At 37.5% G+C, this 17,596-nt stretch carries 19 protein-coding genes; all 19 read right to left on the reverse strand.

Going from position 1 to position 17,596, the window contains the following annotated elements; genetic code table 11:
• Positions 1 to 31: 31 nt before the first annotated feature.
• Positions 32 to 1,153 (reverse strand): Nif3-like dinuclear metal center hexameric protein, encoded by a 1,122-nt coding sequence (locus OK414_RS23780; RefSeq protein WP_263045106.1) that lies wholly within the window; start codon positions 1,151 to 1,153, stop codon positions 32 to 34.
• Complete coding sequence (locus tag OK414_RS23785) at positions 1,150 to 1,854, reverse strand: tRNA (adenine(22)-N(1))-methyltransferase (RefSeq protein ID WP_128819619.1); 705 nt, start codon at positions 1,852 to 1,854, stop codon at positions 1,150 to 1,152. The genes OK414_RS23780 and OK414_RS23785 overlap by 4 nt, the downstream gene beginning before the upstream one ends.
• Positions 1,855 to 2,024: 170 nt before the next feature.
• Complete coding sequence (gene cccA, locus OK414_RS23790) at positions 2,025 to 2,384, reverse strand: cytochrome c550 (protein ID WP_034648875.1); 360 nt, start codon at positions 2,382 to 2,384, stop codon at positions 2,025 to 2,027.
• A gap of 131 nt (positions 2,385 to 2,515) precedes the next feature.
• A complete protein-coding gene (locus OK414_RS23795) occupies positions 2,516 to 3,655 on the reverse strand; it encodes an acyl-CoA dehydrogenase family protein (protein ID WP_263045107.1) in 1,140 nt (379 codons plus the stop codon).
• Between the two features lie 385 nt (positions 3,656 to 4,040).
• Positions 4,041 to 5,174, reverse strand: a complete 1,134-nt coding sequence (gene rpoD, locus OK414_RS23800; RefSeq protein WP_013059219.1) for an RNA polymerase sigma factor RpoD — start codon at positions 5,172 to 5,174, stop codon at positions 4,041 to 4,043.
• A gap of 65 nt (positions 5,175 to 5,239) precedes the next feature.
• Positions 5,240 to 7,048, reverse strand: a complete 1,809-nt coding sequence (dnaG, locus tag OK414_RS23805; RefSeq protein WP_263045108.1) for a DNA primase — start codon at positions 7,046 to 7,048, stop codon at positions 5,240 to 5,242.
• 41 nt (positions 7,049 to 7,089) lie between these two features.
• Positions 7,090 to 7,560, reverse strand: coding sequence for a YaiI/YqxD family protein (locus OK414_RS23810; protein ID WP_026106699.1), 471 nt, complete (start codon positions 7,558 to 7,560; stop codon positions 7,090 to 7,092).
• A 311-nt stretch (positions 7,561 to 7,871) separates the two neighbouring features.
• A complete protein-coding gene (locus OK414_RS23815; protein ID WP_013059222.1) occupies positions 7,872 to 8,675 on the reverse strand; it encodes a pyruvate, water dikinase regulatory protein in 804 nt (267 codons plus the stop codon).
• Between the two features lie 33 nt (positions 8,676 to 8,708).
• Positions 8,709 to 9,347, reverse strand: a complete 639-nt coding sequence (locus OK414_RS23820) for a helix-turn-helix transcriptional regulator (RefSeq protein WP_025750542.1) — start codon at positions 9,345 to 9,347, stop codon at positions 8,709 to 8,711.
• Positions 9,348 to 9,605: 258 nt separating this feature from the next.
• Positions 9,606 to 10,370: a DNA repair protein RecO gene (gene recO / locus OK414_RS23825; protein WP_014458194.1), complete on the reverse strand. Its 765-nt coding sequence runs from the start codon at positions 10,368 to 10,370 to the stop codon at positions 9,606 to 9,608.
• Positions 10,371 to 10,397: 27 nt separating this feature from the next.
• Complete coding sequence (locus OK414_RS23830; protein ID WP_014458193.1) at positions 10,398 to 10,541, reverse strand: YqzL family protein; 144 nt, start codon at positions 10,539 to 10,541, stop codon at positions 10,398 to 10,400.
• A gap of 155 nt (positions 10,542 to 10,696) precedes the next feature.
• Positions 10,697 to 11,602 carry a GTPase Era gene (era, locus tag OK414_RS23835; protein WP_016765588.1) on the reverse strand — a complete coding sequence of 302 codons (906 nt, stop codon included), beginning with the start codon at positions 11,600 to 11,602 and terminating at the stop codon, positions 10,697 to 10,699.
• Entirely contained in the window at positions 11,595 to 11,993 is a 399-nt protein-coding gene (locus tag OK414_RS23840) for a cytidine deaminase (RefSeq protein WP_013059226.1), read from the reverse strand. Before OK414_RS23840 ends, era begins: the two co-directional genes overlap by 8 nt.
• A 92-nt stretch (positions 11,994 to 12,085) precedes the next feature.
• Positions 12,086 to 12,457 (reverse strand): diacylglycerol kinase family protein, encoded by a 372-nt coding sequence (locus tag OK414_RS23845; protein WP_016765589.1) that lies wholly within the window; start codon positions 12,455 to 12,457, stop codon positions 12,086 to 12,088.
• Positions 12,441 to 12,911 (reverse strand): rRNA maturation RNase YbeY, encoded by a 471-nt coding sequence (ybeY, locus tag OK414_RS23850; protein ID WP_014458190.1) that lies wholly within the window; start codon positions 12,909 to 12,911, stop codon positions 12,441 to 12,443. Before ybeY ends, OK414_RS23845 begins: the two co-directional genes overlap by 17 nt.
• Positions 12,908 to 15,016, reverse strand: a complete 2,109-nt coding sequence (locus tag OK414_RS23855; protein WP_026106700.1) for an HD family phosphohydrolase — start codon at positions 15,014 to 15,016, stop codon at positions 12,908 to 12,910. The genes ybeY and OK414_RS23855 overlap by 4 nt, the downstream gene beginning before the upstream one ends.
• A gap of 63 nt (positions 15,017 to 15,079) precedes the next feature.
• The gene (locus OK414_RS23860) at positions 15,080 to 16,054 is read right to left on the reverse strand and encodes a PhoH family protein (RefSeq protein ID WP_034648869.1); all 975 of its coding nucleotides are present in this window, start codon (positions 16,052 to 16,054) and stop codon (positions 15,080 to 15,082) included.
• Between the two features lie 3 nt (positions 16,055 to 16,057).
• The gene (gene yqfD, locus OK414_RS23865) at positions 16,058 to 17,245 is read right to left on the reverse strand and encodes a sporulation protein YqfD (protein ID WP_263045109.1); all 1,188 of its coding nucleotides are present in this window, start codon (positions 17,243 to 17,245) and stop codon (positions 16,058 to 16,060) included.
• A 16-nt stretch (positions 17,246 to 17,261) separates the two neighbouring features.
• Positions 17,262 to 17,546, reverse strand: coding sequence for a sporulation protein YqfC (yqfC, locus tag OK414_RS23870; RefSeq protein ID WP_013059232.1), 285 nt, complete (start codon positions 17,544 to 17,546; stop codon positions 17,262 to 17,264).
• Positions 17,547 to 17,596 lie beyond the last annotated feature (50 nt).

A 17,596-nucleotide genomic window follows, 5' to 3' on the forward strand; every position in this document is an offset into this window, starting at 1 on the left:
TGTTGACATTTGTCAACACCTTCTTTCTTTGTTACATAAACGTAAATGGGTTTGTGTCTACTTTTGAATCAAATACTTCACACTCAAAGTTTTTCGCATCAAAAAGACTTGTTAATACACGCGTTACACCTTGTCTCATGACTTTTTCAACATGATGACCAGGATCTACAACGTTTAATCCCATTGCCATTGCATCATGAGCAACGTGGAAATACAAATCGCCTGTTACATAGGCATCTGCTCCGCTAAATTTTGCGTTTGTAATATATTTGTTTCCATCTCCGCCAAGAACAGCTACTTTTTTCACCGCGGCATCCATAGACCCTACTACTCTAACACCATCCACGTCCAATGCTTGTTTAACATGAGCGGCAAACTGTTTTAGCGTCATCTCTTCTTTTAACTTGCCAATTCGTCCAAGTCCAAGCGTCTCGCCCGTTTGCTCCACTGGATAAATGTCATAGGCTACTTCTTCGTAAGGATGAGCACTGAGCATGGCACGAATAATTTTATTTTGCTGACCCGCTTCAAAAATAGTTTCAACTTTTGTTTCATTTACACGTTCTAACTCTCCTTTCAAGCCAATGTATGGATTGGCTTCTGAAGAAGGTTTAAACGTGCCTTCCCCTTCAGTTGAAAACGTACAGTCGCTGTAAAGACCCACATGTCCAGCTCCCGCATCACAAATAGCTGTGCGCACTGCTTCAGTATGATTTGAAGGAACAAATACAGCAAGCTTTTTCAGCTGAATAGACGTTGTTGGAACCAGCACTTTTGTCTCTTGTAGCCCCAATGCTTCGGCCAACAAGTCATTTACTCCGCCTTTAGCTATATCTAAGTTTGTATGAGCAGCATATACAGCAATATCATGTTTGATGCATTTCTCTAAAATACGACCGTCAGGACGATCTGTAACCACTTGTTTTAGAGGTCTAAAAATAGGAGGATGATGAGCAATAATCAAATCCACTTGTTTTTCAATCGCTTCGTCTACGACCGTTTCAAGAACATCTAATGTTACCATTACTTTTTTTACAGGCTTGTTTAACGTTCCAATCTGTAAACCAATTTTATCTCCTTCAACCGCTAAATGCTTGGGAGAAAATGATTCAAATGCTTCAATTACTTGAAATCCGTTAGGGATTTTACTCATTTTAACGCCTCCTCAATTAATGAGATGTCTTGGGTAAGTTTTTGAAGTTTTGCTTTACTTTCCTCGGACTGAGCCTGCTCCATTTGGCTGACAATTTGTTTAAGATGATTTAGTTCATGCGTCCACTTTGTCATAAAAGCAGAAGAGCGCTTTTCTTTTAAAATAGGGCCCATTAACACACCGGCTTCCACTTCACCGTTATAAGGAGCTAAGGCGTTTCCAGGTTCAGCGACGATGACTTCATACATACGACCGTCTTCTTCGATGATTTTTTCATCAATGATTTCCCAGTTGTGTTCAATCAGCCAGCTGCGAATATGATGTGAACCAATATTCGGCTGAAGTACAAGCCTTTTTACTCCTTCTAACTTTGCTTTTCCTTCTTCTAAAATCATCGTAATAAGCGTTCCGCCCATTCCGCAGATTGTAATACAGTCTACTTCATTCGGTGATATTACTTCTAGGCCGTTTCCTTTTCGAACGTCAATAACGTCCGTTAAGCTTGTTTTTTCCACCTGCTGAATAGCAGATTGAAGAGGCCCTTCTGTAATTTCTCCTGCTACGGCACCGCTAATATATCCATTTAAATAAGCAAAACACGGCAAGTATGCATGATCTGAGCCAATGTCTGCTATCTTTGCTCCCAAAGGAATCGACTTTACTACTTCTTCAAGTCTTGTTGATAAGTTTAATTCATTCATTTTGTCACCTATTCTCTATGTGATTACTGTTCATTATTTTAACATAGATAGATGCATGATTCCTATTTCTCTTCATGTTTTCCTTCTAGCTGAATGCTTATAAAAAATCACACAAAAAAAAAGCCTGCTTTATAAATGAGCGGCTTTCCAGAAAATCATGTTTCTGAACTCTATTTAATTTCTGATACCCATTTAGCCATTTCCTTCGCTTTTTCCGGAGGAACCAGCCCAGGCGGCATGTTTCCTTTACCGTTTACAACAATATGTGCAATTTCGTCTTGAGAAACTTTTTTCCCAATTCCTTTTAACGAGGGACCTACTCCACCTTGATACTGATCACCGTGACAACCAATACAAGTTTTTTGATAAATTTCTTCTGGTTTAGCTGAAGCCTGCTGTTCCGCGCCACCGCCTTCTTTTTCAGCCGCGATTTCTTTTGCATTATTCAATCCGTTGAACGAAAGCGTTAACATTAAAGCAATCCCAATTACCGCAATTAATAAAAATGGTATTAGCGGATTTCGCTTCACTCACTATACCCCCTTTATGTATTCCCATCCCTAGAAATAACAAAATAGTATAAGCACTTTTATTTTACTTGAAAATGCTCATAAGTGAAAGGGTTTTATTTACATAATTAACTAATTTCTTATTGCGTATCTTAACAGCCAATTTGCCTTGCAATAACCGAGCGCTGAATTTCTGAAGTTCCTTCTCCAATTTCTAAAAGCTTGGCATCTCGTAAATACCGCTCCACGTGATACTCTTTCATGTAGCCATATCCTCCATGAATTTGAACAGCTTGACTGGCTACTTCCATACAAATTTCAGAAGCATACAGTTTACACATAGCAGCTTCTTTCGTAAATGGCTTTCCTTGGTCTTTTAACCACGCTGCTTTATACACCATATTTCTTGCTAACTCAATTTTCATCGCCATATCAGCTAATTTAAACTGAATCGCTTGAAACGATGAAATAGCTTTTCCAAATTGCTTTCTTTCCTGCGCATATGACAGTGCTTTTTCATAAGCCGCTTGAGCGATTCCAACGGCCATTGCGCCAATTCCAATTCTTCCCCCGTCAAGCGTCATTAGAAATTGTTTAAAGCCTTCTCCTCTTACACCGAGTAAATTCTCTTCAGGCACTTCAACATCCTCTAAAACGAGTTCAGTTGTATTTGAAGCATGTAGGCCCATTTTCTCGTAATTGTCTATTACAGTAAAACCTCGAGCTTCTGTAGGCACGATAATAGCTGAAATTTCTTTTTTACCTTCTGTACGATTTGTAACAGCTGTTAAAGCTAAAAACTTTGCATAGCTGGCATTCGTAATATAGCATTTACTTCCATTAATCCTAAATGTTCCATCCTTCAACACTGCTTCTGTCTCTGTTCCACCCGCGTCACTTCCTGCGTTCGGTTCGGTTAAACCAAACGCTCCAAAAGATTCCCCAGAGCATAAAGCAGGTAGGTACTGTTCTTTTTGCTCCTTTGTTCCGAATAAATAAATAGGTGCGCCCCCGAGCGATACATGAGCTGAGTATGTAATTCCTGTAGAGCCACAAGCTTTACTTAATTCCTCTACGACGATAGCAAAACTAACCGTATCTGCTCCTCCGCCTCCATACTCTTCAGGAAAAGGAAGACCCATTACCCCAAGCTCACCTAACTTTTTAAAAACATCAAGCGGAAATTGCTTACTTCGATCGCGCTCTAATGCATTCAGTGCTACTTCCGCCTCTGAAAACTCTCTCAGCGTCCGTTGAATCATCTTTTGTTCATTGGTTAATTCAAAATTCATTTTTATTCCCCCTAAAAAAATGTATACGCTTACATTATTTAATTATAATTCATTTTTGTAAATTTTCTCAACTTTTAAAACGTTTTAATTTTTTCATGTTATAATAGAGAAGTATCAATCAAAGCAAGAATAAAATGATAGCGATTCCATTTTTCAGATATTTAAAAGGAATTTGAACAGCTTATGCTCTGTAACAAAAGAATATAAAGGAGCATTTGCAAAACGAAGGACAATTCAGTAAAATATATGCAAGAAGAAAAGTTGGTAAAAAAATCAATATACTTCTTCAAAATGCGTTTTTATGAAATTTATTCCACAAAAAAAAATAGATAGCCCCTTTCCTCTAGGAAAGAAGCTATCTCATAAGCGTTATTTACGCTTTTATCTATTCTAAGAAATCTTTTAAACGTTTGCTTCGGCTAGGGTGACGAAGCTTACGAAGCGCTTTAGCTTCAATTTGACGAATACGCTCACGCGTTACGCCAAATACTTTTCCTACTTCTTCAAGCGTACGCGTACGTCCATCGTCCAGACCAAAGCGGAGTCTAAGAACATTTTCTTCGCGATCTGTTAACGTATCAAGGACGTCTTCTAACTGCTCTTTTAATAATTCATATGCAGCATGTTCAGAAGGTGATGTTGCATCCTGGTCTTCAATGAAGTCACCTAAATGCGAATCATCTTCCTCACCAATTGGTGTTTCAAGGGAAACCGGTTCTTGAGCAATTTTTAAGATTTCACGAACCTTTTCAGGTGTTAAGTCCATATCTTCTGCAATTTCTTCAGGAGATGGTTCGCGACCTAAATCTTGTAGAAGCTGACGTTGAACACGAATTAGCTTGTTAATTGTTTCAACCATATGAACGGGAATACGAATCGTTCTTGCTTGGTCAGCAATTGCACGAGTAATAGCTTGACGAATCCACCATGTCGCATACGTACTGAATTTATAACCTTTGCGATAATCAAATTTTTCTACCGCTTTAATAAGACCCATGTTTCCTTCTTGAATTAAATCAAGAAACAGCATACCGCGCCCGACATAGCGTTTAGCGATACTTACAACAAGACGTAAGTTTGCTTCAGCAAGACGACGTTTCGCTTCTTCATCGCCTTCTTCAATACGTTTTGCTAAATTGATTTCTTCCTCTGCCGACAATAGGTCAACGCGTCCGATTTCTTTTAAGTACATACGAACTGGATCATTAATTTTCACACCAGGAGGTACACTTAAATCATTTAAATCAAACTCTTCTTCTTTTGACAGTTCTTGAATATCGGGATCGGCATCGTCATCATTTGCTTCAGATTCACTCATTACTTCAACACCTTGTTCTCCAAGGTATTCATAATATTCATCCATTTGATCGGATTCAATTTCGAAGTTCGCCATACGCTCTGCAATTTCTTCGTATGTGAGCACACCACGTTTTTTTCCGATTTCGGTCAATTGATCTTTTACTTGTTCAATTGTTAAATCTGAATCAAGTTGTTTTGATTGAGCTGATTTTTCAGCCATCAGATCCCCTCCTTCCAAAATTTTAAGGAAAACCTTCTAAAAGTGGGACTAATACGCAATATCGTTTATTTTAACGTTTTTTTTAACTGTAAAATTTCCATTGCTATTGTCGCAGCTTTTAAATAATCTTTTTGACGCTCTGCTTCTTGCTTTTCTGCTTCTTTTTTTTCTATCGCTACCCTTTGTGGGTAAATCAATATCGTTTGGATATAATCATTTAAAGCTTGCTCCGACAATTCATCATTGATTGACATCATCGCCAATTCTGAAGCTAGACTAGACAACGAAGACTCGGGCAACCGTTCGATAAATCCGCTCGGATTAGGCTCGTGTCCTTCCTCGTAATAAGCATACAAATATAGAACAAGCGCACGATGTTCCTCAACATTGAACTGACCTTGAAGTCGGTCTTGAATTCTAAATGCTACATCCTTATCTTTCAACATATGAGCGATCAAAAAACGTTCTGCATTTTGATAAGCCGGTAATAAGCTTCTCTTTACGACTGGTTGTCTATTTATATTATTTCGATTTGGAGAATCATTATCCTTTTTCTTTTTTTCAGTTCGATACACTTGATACTGCTGTTCTTTAAGCGCATCTAATGAAATGGAAAACTCTTGTGCCAATTGGCGTAAATAATGATCTCGCTCTACAGCTTTCGTAAGGAGGCTTATTTCTTTCAAAACGTCTTCAATGTATTGCATACGTTCAGATTCATTTTGTAGATTTCGTTTTCGGCGGAGATACCTCATTTGAAATGCCATAAAGGTCAAGCTGCTATTAATAACATCATTTTGAAACTTCTCTGCCCCGTATTCTTTAATATAATCATCCGGGTCATAACCATCCGGCATCACAGCAATCTTAACGGTACAACCTACATTTGTTAAGATAGCAGTTGCTTTGTGCGCTGCTTCAATTCCGGCAGAATCTGCATCATAGCAAATGATAACGGACTCTACATTTCGGCGAATAATCTTGGCTTGTTCTTCTGTTAAGGTAGTTCCCATTGTTGCAATTGCGTTCGGGCACCCAGCTTTAACAGCCGAAATAACATCTGCAAATCCTTCAAATAAAATAACCTGCTGATTTTTGCGTATATGTTTTTTAGCGCGGTGAAAGTTGTAGAGTGTGCGACTTTTGTTAAAAATAGAAGTTTCGGGACTGTTTAAATATTTAGGCTGCCCTTTTATCTCTTTTAGCAGGCGACCTGAAAATGCAATTGTTTTGCCTTGCAAGTCAGCAATAGGAAACATAATTCGATCACGAAAACGATCAAAGTACGTTTCATCTTGGTTGCGTTTAATGATTAAACCTGCATGTTCCATCTCTTGCGGATTAAACCCACGTTTTGTTAAGAACTTACTTACAAATTCCCACGAATCTAAAGCAAAACCTATCTCAAATTCATCGATAATTTCTCGTGAAAACCCTCGATTTATTAAATAATCATAAGCATCTTGGCCTTCTTTTGTATTTACCAATAAATGATGGTAAAATTTCTTTAAAAGCTCGTGTGCTTCAATCATTTTATTGCTAGGCTTTTGATTATCTTCTTCATGAGGATGTATCTCATGTTCGAAAGGAATATCTCCTTTTTCAGCAAGCTGCTGAGCTGCTTCTGTGAAGGACAGTCCTTCTAATTCCATTATGAATGAAAATGAATTCCCCCCTGCACCACATCCAAAGCAATGATAAATTTGTTTATCAGGCGATACTGAAAAAGACGGTGTGCTTTCCCCATGAAACGGACAGAGTCCAAAATAATTGCGCCCTTGTTTTTTTAGTTGTACATAATCGCTTATGACGTCGACAATATCTACTGAATGCCGAATACGGTCGATTACTTCATCAGGAATTCGATTTGCCATAGTAACAGCTCCGTATTTCATATAATATTCTTCACTAAGTGCTAAATTCCTGCAAGTTTCGACAACATTTTTTCAAAAGCTTGAATGAAATGCTGGCGATCTTCTTCACTAAATGCCTTTGGGCCTTTAGTATGACGGCCTGACCGTCGCTCTTTTGCAGAAACATAACGAAAGAAAAGCACCGTATTCATTTCGTCGTCATTATAGTACTTTCCACGAGGAGACAGTGCGTAAACCCCTCGACTTACTAACATGCTTGCTAAGCCAGTATCTTGAGTTACCACAATATCCTGCTTGACTGCGTGATTTAAAATATATAAATCTGCGGCTTCCTTTTCTGCATCCACATAGACCCATTTTCCTGGTGTAGGATTTGTTTGCATGTGAGCATAGGAAGCAACAAACACAAGATCGATGTCATATGTATGTGTAAGTTCAACGATTTCTGCTTTAACAGGGCATGCATCAGCATCGACAAAAACTTTACTTTTTCTTTTGCTATAACTCTGTATTCTACATCCCTCCAGAGATTCCTTCTAACAATTTGTTATTTCCTGTAGATGGCATTTGTCGAATACTTTTTTCGATTTTGACTTGACTTTTATATAAATAGTTTATTCGTTCTTAACAAAGTCTAAACCTAAAACTATTCTTTTTTATCACAATTTTTTATTATAATATAAACAACCTATATTTTCTATACTAAAGTCACTTGTTTTTAAAAGTTCTGTCATATTCATCTTTGGGATATTTTCTTAGGCTTACAGCATACAAACATAAGAAAGCAATCTCCTTTATGTCACGCACAGAGGAGATCTATCGTTTATTTCTTTTTGATGGTATTAAGAATGATACCAGCTGTTTCTTCTACGGCTCTGTTAGATACGTCCACCACTTCACAGCCAATCTTATCTACAATCCCTTGGAAAAATTCAAGTTCTTCTTTAATACGACCAATATTAGCATAAATTGCTTTATCGTTTAGCCCAAGAGACTTTAAACGTTCTTTACGAATATCGTTTAACTTTTCAGGACTAATAGTAAGTCCTATACATTTCTCAGGTGATACATGAAACAGCTCTTCTGGTGGATCTACCTCAGGTACAATCGGAACATTGGCTACTTTCAAACGCTTGTGTGCTAAAAATTGAGAAAGAGGTGTTTTAGATGTTCTTGATACACCGATTAATACAATATCCGCTCTAAGAATGCCTCTCGGGTCACGACCATCATCATATTTCACTGCAAATTCAATTGCTTCTACTTTCTTAAAATAATCTTCGTCTAATTTTCTAGCCATTCCAGGCTCATAGCGAGGAGAAAGTTGATAAGAAGATTGAATTTTATCAATTAAAGGTCCAATAATATCAAATACCTCTACCCCGTTCTTGGACGCTTCTTGAATTAAAAATTCTCTCATTTCGGGCTTTACTAGCGTAAAGCCAATAATAGCATTGTTCATCTTCGCTACTGAAACCACTTCTGAAAGTGTTGCGATGTCCTCTACGTAAGGCACTCTTTTAATTACAAAGTCCGTCATATTGAACTGACTTGATGCAGCCTTTACAACTAGTTCAGCTGTCTCACCTACAGAATCCGAAATGACATAAAGACATGGGTTGTTCATATTTTGTGCATCCCCTTTTTAATCCTTTTTCACTTATAATACTTCATCATTTGCTAATGCTACTAGTAATTTTGTAATATTTGTTTTGGTAATGCGTCCCACCACTTCAAAATTGCCGTCTCCCTCTTTAATAACGGGCATAGCATCAATCTGTTTTTCAATTAAGATCTTAGCAATATCAATTAACAAATCTTCGCGATAGCAATATGTAATGTTGGGCATTCTCGTCATAATAATATGAACAGGAATAGATGTGAGCTCTTGCTTTCCGATACTCGCGCGCAATAAATCTTTACGCGACAGTACTCCCACTAGCTGGGATTTCTCATCCACTACAAAAAGGGTCCCCACGTCTTCTAGAAACATTGTACAAATAGCATCATATACTGACACATTTTCGTTCACAACCACCGGGATAGACTGATATTCTTGCACCTGTATTTTTTTTATTTTATCTGTAAGAAGCTGTGCTCCTGTTTTACCTGTGTAAAAGTAACCTACGCGCGGTCGCGCTTCTAAATAACCAGCCATTGTTAAAATAGCCAAGTCCGGTCTTAGTGTTGCCCGCGTAAGGCTAAGCTGATCTGCAATATGCTCGCCTGTAATAGGGCCTTCGTCTTTGACAATTTGCAAAATTTGTTCTTGTCGTTTGTTCAGTTCGATTGTACTCACCACCTAATCATTAAATGTGACATACTATTTATAAAACATTATATACTTTTTAAGCAAAAGTAAAAGCTATAACTGATTAATTTTAGCATTTTATCTTTTTAGAATGCCGTTTATTTTACCACGGCTTCTCAAAAAAAGCAGGCATTACGCTTACAATAAGCGAAGCTACCCCTTCGCTCCACAGTAAAAAGGGTGTCCCCTACACACTACGAGGCACCCTAGCGACAGCAATTCCTTGCATATCACTGATTATCTTTTCTATTTCTCATCAGACAGCGATTGTTTTAAAGACTCCATCTGATTCAAAAACCGCTTTGTTTTTAAAAACAATCCTGAATATTCTTCGTAATATTGATCAATTACGAACTTTAATTGTTTTTTTGTTTCGGGCTTAACAGAAATAGAACCTAATCGCTTTAAATCAATGTAATAAAATAGCCTTAATAGTTTAACCGTCATCGGACTAATTTTCAAATGATAAGGATCTTTTTCTAAGCACCGATGACAAATAAACCCGCCTTCTCGAATGGAAAAATGAAATGTTCCTTCACCTCGATGGCAGACTGCACATTCATTTAATGTAGGATGAAGACCTAGAACGTTTAACATTTTCATTTCATAAATAAATGTTAAGATCTCTGCATCATACTCTTCGTTCATATAATGAATGGTTTGGTGCAGCAGTTCAAATAGAAATGGATTTGGTTTATTGTTCTCAGTAGCTTTATCCGTTAATTCAAGAATATAAGAAGCATACGCTGTTGTGAAGATATCTTCGCGTATGCTTCTCATAGATGAGATAACTTCTCCTTGATGGAGAGTGCCCATTCCTGAACCTGCTTGTATAAAAAAGTATCCATACGTAAATAATTGTGTGACGGAAGCTAAGCGACTACTGGGCTTTTTTGCCCCTCTTGCCATGAGACCCACTTTTCCGAGTTCACGTGAATAAATGGTGACAATTTTATTTGATTCACCGTAATCATTCGTTCGAATGACAATTCCTTCACACTTTTTAAACAATCATCATCACCGCCATCTTACAGAAGGCTAAGACAAGGGAGAATTGAGACTTTCGCTGTTGTCCTCATATGTTTCGGGTCTTTCTTTCACTTCATTTTCAAGTTCCTTAAAAATGAGATAAGTATCAATGCTACCTGTTTGTGAAAAAATGTTCCAAGTAAAATTCAACATAGAACTCCCACCTTTCTAACCATAAAGATCAGATACATATTTCAATTCCTTATGTTTAGAATAGCCTTCCGACGTAAAATCATGTAACACAATTTTTTACAAATTACCTTCTTTTATGAAGGGATATAAATCGACGCAAACAAGAACACAAATGATTAATATTCGTCTTCTCTAAATCCAAAGTCACGGAGATGCGACGCTCGGTTTCGCCAATCTTTTTGAACTTTTACCCATAGTTCTAAAAATACTTTTGAACCTAAGAGGGCTTCAATGTCTGCTCTTGCTTTTCTTCCTACCTCTTTTAACATCTTTCCTTGCTTTCCAATTACGATGCCTTTTTGTGAATCTCTTTCGACGATAATTGTAGCGCCCACGTAAACAGCACCATTATCTCGTCTTTGCATAGAATCCATCACAACGGCAATAGAATGAGGTATTTCTTCCCTCGTTGCATGCAGTACTTTTTCACGAATTAATTCCGTAATAATAAAGCGCTCTGGGTGATCAGTTACTTGATCTGCCGGATAATATTGCGGACCTTCCGGCAATCGCTGCTTAATTTGATCAAGCAAACGCCCCACGTTATTTCCTTGTAAAGCTGAAATTGGCACAATTTCAGCAAAAGGATATAAGTCTTTATAATTCGTGATAATTGAAAACAATTCGTCTGGGTGAATTTCATCAATTTTATTAATCACAAGGAAAACAGGCGTTTTTGTGTCCTTTAAACGCTCGATAATAAATTCATCGCCTCGACCTAAGCCTTCTGTTGCGTTAATCATAAATAAAATTAAATCTACTTCTTTAAGCGTATTTTGCGCTACCTTCATCATAAAGTCGCCTAATTTATGCTTTGGTTTATGAATTCCTGGTGTATCAATAAACACAATCTGCGCCTGATCTTCCGTGTACACACCCTGAATTTTATTTCTAGTTGTTTGCGGTTTGTCACTCATAATCGCAATCTTTTGACCAATTACTCGGTTCAAAAAAGTTGATTTCCCTACGTTTGGTCTTCCAATAATTGAAACAAAACCTGACTTAAATTCATTATTACTCATGTAAATCCTCCGATGAAAATGCTCCTGGAAGTAATTCTTCCACAGTTAATTCTTGTATGTCATTTTTTAAATTAGTTAATATAACTTTCATTTCTTTTGGACAAAGCTCAGAGATTACTTGTCTGCATGCTCCACACGGAGAAACAGGACGATCAGTATCAGCTACTACAGCAAGTGCTGCATACTCTTTATCTCCTTCTGAATAGGCTTTAAATAAAGCCGTACGCTCAGCACAATTGCACATGCTATAAGCTGCATTTTCAATATTGCAGCCGCGATAAACCTTTCCATCTTTCGTCAATAAAGCTGCACCAACTTTAAATTTTGAATAAGGTACATAAGCCATTTCACGAGCTTTTTTCGCTTCATCAATCAGTCCGGTCTTATCCATTTATCCGCTCTCCTTTTTGCGCTTCTACATGTCTTTTAACTTGTCCTTTTTTATTATACCACGGGGGTGTAAAGAACCAAAAAGAATCCTTCTTAAAACAAATACTTTAAGAAAATAATTCCTCCTATAAGGACAGCAAAACACGCATAGACCAACACCGCGGCTGCGGCTGCATCTTTTGCGTGTTTTGCTAGTATGTGATATTCAGGAGAAACTAGATCGACAACTTTTTCAACTGCTGTATTCATTAACTCCAAGCTGAACATGCCTGCAATCAGAAGCAGCACAACCGTCCATTCACCAGCTGTAATTGACAGCACGGCGCCTAAGAGAAGGACGATGAAAGAAGCTGCTACGTGAATTTGCATATTTCTCTGTGTTTTACAAACATAGAGAAACCCTTCTATTGCATAACCAAAGCTACTGACAACTTTAGCTATCCCTTTTTTATCGCGAGAGTCCATATTGTTCTAAAATATCTTTTTGACGTGTAAACATCTCTTTTTCATCTTCTGATGTTTCATGGTCATATCCAAGCAAGTGCAAGAAACCGTGAACCGTTAAGAATCCTAGCTCCCTCATAAACGAGTGATTGTATTCTTCTGCTTGCTCATGAGCTTTTGGAATCGAAATGACAATGTCCCCTAGGACTCTTGGCATCTCATCTCCGATAATTTGCATTTCATCTTCGCCCATTTCTTCTAGCGCAAACGATATTACATCCGTTGGCTGATTTTTATGGCGGTATTGATGATTGATTTCTTGAATTCGATCATTATCCACAAATGTAACGGATACTTCTGCATCCTCTTGCAGATTTTCATATATAGCAGCAGCTTCAAGCAGCTGCTCAAGCTCTTTTTGCTGTTCTTCACTTACTTCGTTTGTTTCATCAATAAAATCAATAACTAAACTCATACCTTCACCTTCTCTTTTTTTATCTCTGGATATTCGATTCGGGAATGAAAAATCCCATTTAAAGTTTCACATAGTGCTTGGCGAATTAACTCTAGCTCTTTAAGCGTTACGTTACACTCGCTAAGCTGCTCATCCTGCAAGCGATCTTTAATAATATTTCGCACCAAGTTCTCAATTTTTTCCGGAGTCGGATTGGACATTGACCTTACGGCTGCTTCTACACTATCAGCTATGCAAATAACCGCTGCTTCTTTCGACTGAGGCTTTGGTCCAGGATAGCGATATTCTTTTTCATCAATTTTTTCTTCTGTTTGTTCAAGTGCCTTATGATAAAAAAACTTGAGCAAAGTCGTTCCGTGATGCTGCTCTGCAATATCTACAATCTCTTTTGGAAACTTGTGATTTCGCAAAATGGTAGCTCCATCTGTAGCATGTGCGATTATAATATTTTTACTAGTCTTAGGACTTAGTTTATCATGCGGATTAGTAATATTCATTTGATTTTCAATAAAATACTGCGGTCGCTTCGTTTTACCAATATCGTGGTAATAAGCCCCGACTCTCGCTAATAAACCGTTAGCTCCTATCGTTTCGCACGCCGCTTCAGATAAGTTTGCCACCATTACGCTGTGATGGTATGTTCCGGGTGTTTCGGTTAAGATTTTGCGTAATAGCGGATGATTAGGACTCGATAATTCAATCAGCTTCATCGTAGATAAAATGCCAAATCCACTTTCAAAAAACGGAAGCAAACCTATAGTTAAAACGGAAGCAATAACACCAGATGCAATTGACATCATGCTGTAATAGCCAAGCTCTACAGTGCCGATTTGGCCATTTTTAATGAAAATAATAGCAAAGCTGATAATTACGTTTACCATAGCCACAAATAGACCTGCCTGCAAAATCCGTGAACGTCTGTGCTGCCTGCTTAAAAATAAAATAGCAGCAATATTGCTAATTAAAAAGTAGATCCCAATGTTCATATTAAACGAGGTTGTCAATTCACCATTAAAAATAATGCTTCCACAAATAGCAAATACAACGCTTGATAAAATAGCAATACGTTCATCCATTAAAATTCGAATCAGCAAACCTCCCACCGCAACAGGAGCTAAGAAACCAATTTCTGATAAATCAATTTGCTGAAACAAGCTTAAGATTTTCATGAGGCCAATCGTAATGGTTGCTACCAATACATACAACAGCAAGGGCTGATATGTCTTGGTGTGAAATTCACGCAAATAGTAAATGAGGCCCGCTATCATCATTACAATCAGCAAAGCTAACCCTGCAAAAGGCTGAATAGAGCCTTTATTATTCAACAATCCCGCGAGCTGGAGCTGACGATATATATCAGGATTAATAAGCTGATTTTCTTCTACAATAATCTGGCCTTGTTTGATTCGGACAGGCTCCACTTTTTCCACAGCTGCTTGACGGTTTTCAGCTGTTTTTTGTGGATCATAAATCACATTTGGAATGATAGCGAATTTAGCAATTGCATTCATTGAATCCTTTAGAGAATTGCTGACATTGGTGTAAACAAGCTGACTTTCTACTTGATCTTTTTTCTCTTCTACATCGCTAATCTTCACTTGATCTTTCATCACATGATGAACGGCCGTGACTACAGCATCTTTCGCAATCGATAAATCACTGTTAGAAGACTGAAGCAGCTGCTTAATGGTATCTTTTGGCAAGTTTTTTTGAATGTCTTCAGGAAGCTTGTCCTCTAGCATTTTTTGTTTGGTTTTTAATACGGCATCGATACTGTCATCTTCATGATCTTCTTTTTCATATTCTGTATTAACTTCCATCATCGCATCAAAAATAGATGCAACAAGATCGACTTGGTTCTGTGCGTATTCTGTTTTTTGTGTATACACATCTTCAACGGCTTGTTCTGCCTCTGCCCGTTTTTTCTCTGTGCTTTCTTTATCTTCAATGGTAACGGGTGAGTAAATGGTTTGCGGGGAAATAGATAGTAATCTGAGATCTAATTCCTGCGGCTTTACATTGCTATACATAGACGCAAACATCATTACACCTAACAAGGCATATAACCCAATTTGAATTAACCGTAATCGCTCGATCTGTGCCATTGTTTGCTTGATTATCCGAAACGTTGACACAAACGTACCCCCTTTTACAAAAAATAGACCCTATTAAGAAAGGGTCTTTTGGTCAGCTTGTTCGTACGCTTGAATGATGCGTCCCACAAGTGGATGGCGCACAACATCTGACTGTTCTAGATGAACAAATGAAATACCTTTAACATTGGTCAGGATTTTCGAGACAGCCGCTAGACCAGACTGAGCTCCTTTTGGTAAATCAATTTGTGAAATATCTCCTGTAATCACCATTTTAGACCCAAATCCTAGTCGTGTTAAAAACATCTTCATTTGCGCCATCGTGGTGTTTTGCGCTTCGTCTAAGATAACAAACGCATCATCTAGTGTACGACCTCGCATATAAGCAAGGGGTGCTATTTCAATAACTCCGCGTTCGATTAGGCGTTGCGTATGTTCTGTTCCTAATACATCATGTAATGCATCGTACAGAGGCCGCAAGTACGGATCTACTTTTTCTTTCAAATCTCCTGGCAAGAAGCCAAGACTTTCACCTGCTTCAACAGCAGGACGTGTTAAAATAATACGCTGTACGTGACCATTTTTAAGAGCATTAACGGCCATGACAACGGCTAAATACGTTTTACCGGTACCAGCAGGCCCAATTCCAAATACCAAATCATTTTTCTTAATAGACGAAATGTATTGACTTTGTCCTAATGTCTTAACACGAATAGTCTTACCTTTTACATTTTTACCAATCTCTTCTTCATATACATCTTCAAAAAACTCAAGAGAATTTTTCTTAGCTAATTGAATCGCATACACAACATCTCGTTCAGATATGGAAATATTTTTTCGGATAATGTTCAGTAACTTTTTAAGCATTTCTTCCACTAGCTGAACATTTTCTGTACTTCCGGAGACTACAACAGTCTCACCTCTTGAAATGATAGAGACCTGCATTTCTTCTTCAATTCGCTTTAAATTCGAATCTTGTACGCCAAATAATGAAATGGCTTCGTTTGAATCATCAAGTTGTACGTTAATTGTTACTAGCTGTTCTGACATTCATCAATCTCCTTGAATAATTGGTTGAGTGTTCGCAATATTTTCTATAACTTGGTAATGTATTGATAATCTAACTTTACCATTGTCCTGTTCTTGGTGCAAAACTTTTTCACCTTTTATTTTAGCATCCTCACCTAAAGTTGATAGTAATTTTTTTCGACCGATTTCCAAAGCTTTTTCCACCGCCTCTTGTTTAGAATAGACGCGCTGCGAGTTTTGTTCTTCTCGTACAGCAACTTTCTCATACGACAGAGGTAATTTCCATTTAAAAAAATAGAGTGGATGCTCCACTTTTTCTGTCACCTTTGAGGCGTATTTTTCTTTGTTAAAAGCCCAAAGAGGCATTTTAAAAGCTTGAAAATCTAAATAGTGCTTCGTATATCCATTACCCGTTAATACCTGAAAATTAGTTTTTAAAGGCACTTCCACCTCAGACTTATACCATGTTTCACCGTAGACTTTCCCTTTAGCAGCTACTACCTTTTTATTTTTTTCGTTTCCAATAATACCGGAAACTAGGACCTCGCCTTCATTGACAAAATCATTAACCTTGACTAAAGGTTGTCCTTTTTCGACAAACAAATTCGTAATAATGGCTTTCTTTTTAGCAATCAAATGTTGGTAAGGTGTTTTTTGCTGAGGCTTGGGCTCATTTTTTTCAACCACTTGGAAGTGATAAGAAGTGCCGCGCACTTCTACTCCCACCCAGGTAATATTGTTCATATTATCCGTTAAATAGCGCTGAATTTTTTCAGGACTTTCTAACAGAAATTGAAACTCTCCTCTTTTTACACCTATTTTGGCAAGCTGCTTAGTCATTTGATGTTCTGTTTGTGGTTCTGCACCGCTAATTTCCACTTTCCACACCATGTTGGAAAGCAAACCAAGAATAATAAAAAAAGAAAGAAAACCTAAAGCAAATCCACTATTTTTGATCACTCGTTTTGTTAAAAAAGGAAAACCTCTGCCTCTTATAAAATAAATTTTACAATCTGCGTTGCGAATTAGTATACGAATTTTCTTTACATCTTTCAATAATATCGTTGCTGTTGCTAGTTGACCGTCAACTTTATGGACATTCGAAATCATAATCTGTTGTCTCACACAATTATTTAAAAAACGTTCAATTCCTTTTCCAACAATTCGAATACGTACGGTACCAATAACAAAGTTTGTCCATCCATTCTTCATTTTTTTCCTCCTTGTGTTATTGTTCTAAATAAAGAACTTGATTGATTTTACCTTCTAAAACCAGTTCTTCTGGCAGTATTACTTTAATGACCAGTCCTTCACCTCGAATTAACATTTGTCCCTGTTTTAGTAACACGCGTATTTCAGTATCAGAAAAGGCTAATAAACCTTTATGGTTTTCAATATAAATGTGTATTTGTCCAACTAACGTAATACGGGGAAGATCCATTAATACATCAGCGGGTAGTTCCATTGTTTTTGTCATCCATCTTTTCATTTGGTGTCTCCACTTTTTGCTCATAAAAAGAACCCCCTTTCATCTCATGTTTATGAGAAAGGAGGTTAATGTAT

It is taken from the genome of Priestia sp. JV24, assembly GCF_025910025.1.
Classification (GTDB): domain Bacteria; phylum Bacillota; class Bacilli; order Bacillales; family Bacillaceae_H; genus Priestia; species Priestia megaterium.

Excerpts from the sequence above, each read along its gene's own strand:
- OK414_RS23840 (WP_013059226.1), bottom strand. The coding sequence starts at position 11,993 with ATGGATAAGACCGGACTGATTGATGAAGCGAAAAAAGCTCGTGAAATG.
- rpoD (WP_013059219.1), bottom strand. The coding sequence starts at position 5,174 with ATGGCTGAAAAATCAGCTCAATCAAAACAACTTGATTCAGATTTAACA.
- yqfC (WP_013059232.1), bottom strand. The coding sequence starts at position 17,546 with ATGAGCAAAAAGTGGAGACACCAAATGAAAAGATGGATGACAAAAACA.
- ybeY (WP_014458190.1), bottom strand. The coding sequence starts at position 12,911 with ATGAGTTTAGTTATTGATTTTATTGATGAAACAAACGAAGTAAGTGAA.
- OK414_RS23795 (WP_263045107.1), bottom strand. The coding sequence starts at position 3,655 with ATGAATTTTGAATTAACCAATGAACAAAAGATGATTCAACGGACGCTG.
- OK414_RS23780 (WP_263045106.1), bottom strand. The coding sequence starts at position 1,153 with ATGAGTAAAATCCCTAACGGATTTCAAGTAATTGAAGCATTTGAATCA.
- era (WP_016765588.1), bottom strand. The coding sequence starts at position 11,602 with ATGAGTAATAATGAATTTAAGTCAGGTTTTGTTTCAATTATTGGAAGA.
- dnaG (WP_263045108.1), bottom strand. The coding sequence starts at position 7,048 with ATGGCAAATCGAATTCCTGATGAAGTAATCGACCGTATTCGGCATTCA.
- OK414_RS23785 (WP_128819619.1), bottom strand. The coding sequence starts at position 1,854 with ATGAATGAATTAAACTTATCAACAAGACTTGAAGAAGTAGTAAAGTCG.
- OK414_RS23860 (WP_034648869.1), bottom strand. The coding sequence starts at position 16,054 with ATGTCAGAACAGCTAGTAACAATTAACGTACAACTTGATGATTCAAAC.
- OK414_RS23845 (WP_016765589.1), bottom strand. The coding sequence starts at position 12,457 with ATGGACTCTCGCGATAAAAAAGGGATAGCTAAAGTTGTCAGTAGCTTT.
- OK414_RS23815 (WP_013059222.1), bottom strand. The coding sequence starts at position 8,675 with ATGAACAACCCATGTCTTTATGTCATTTCGGATTCTGTAGGTGAGACA.
- OK414_RS23830 (WP_014458193.1), bottom strand. The coding sequence starts at position 10,541 with ATGTTGAATTTTACTTGGAACATTTTTTCACAAACAGGTAGCATTGAT.
- OK414_RS23855 (WP_026106700.1), bottom strand. The coding sequence starts at position 15,016 with ATGGCACAGATCGAGCGATTACGGTTAATTCAAATTGGGTTATATGCC.
- yqfD (WP_263045109.1), bottom strand. The coding sequence starts at position 17,245 with ATGAAGAATGGATGGACAAACTTTGTTATTGGTACCGTACGTATTCGA.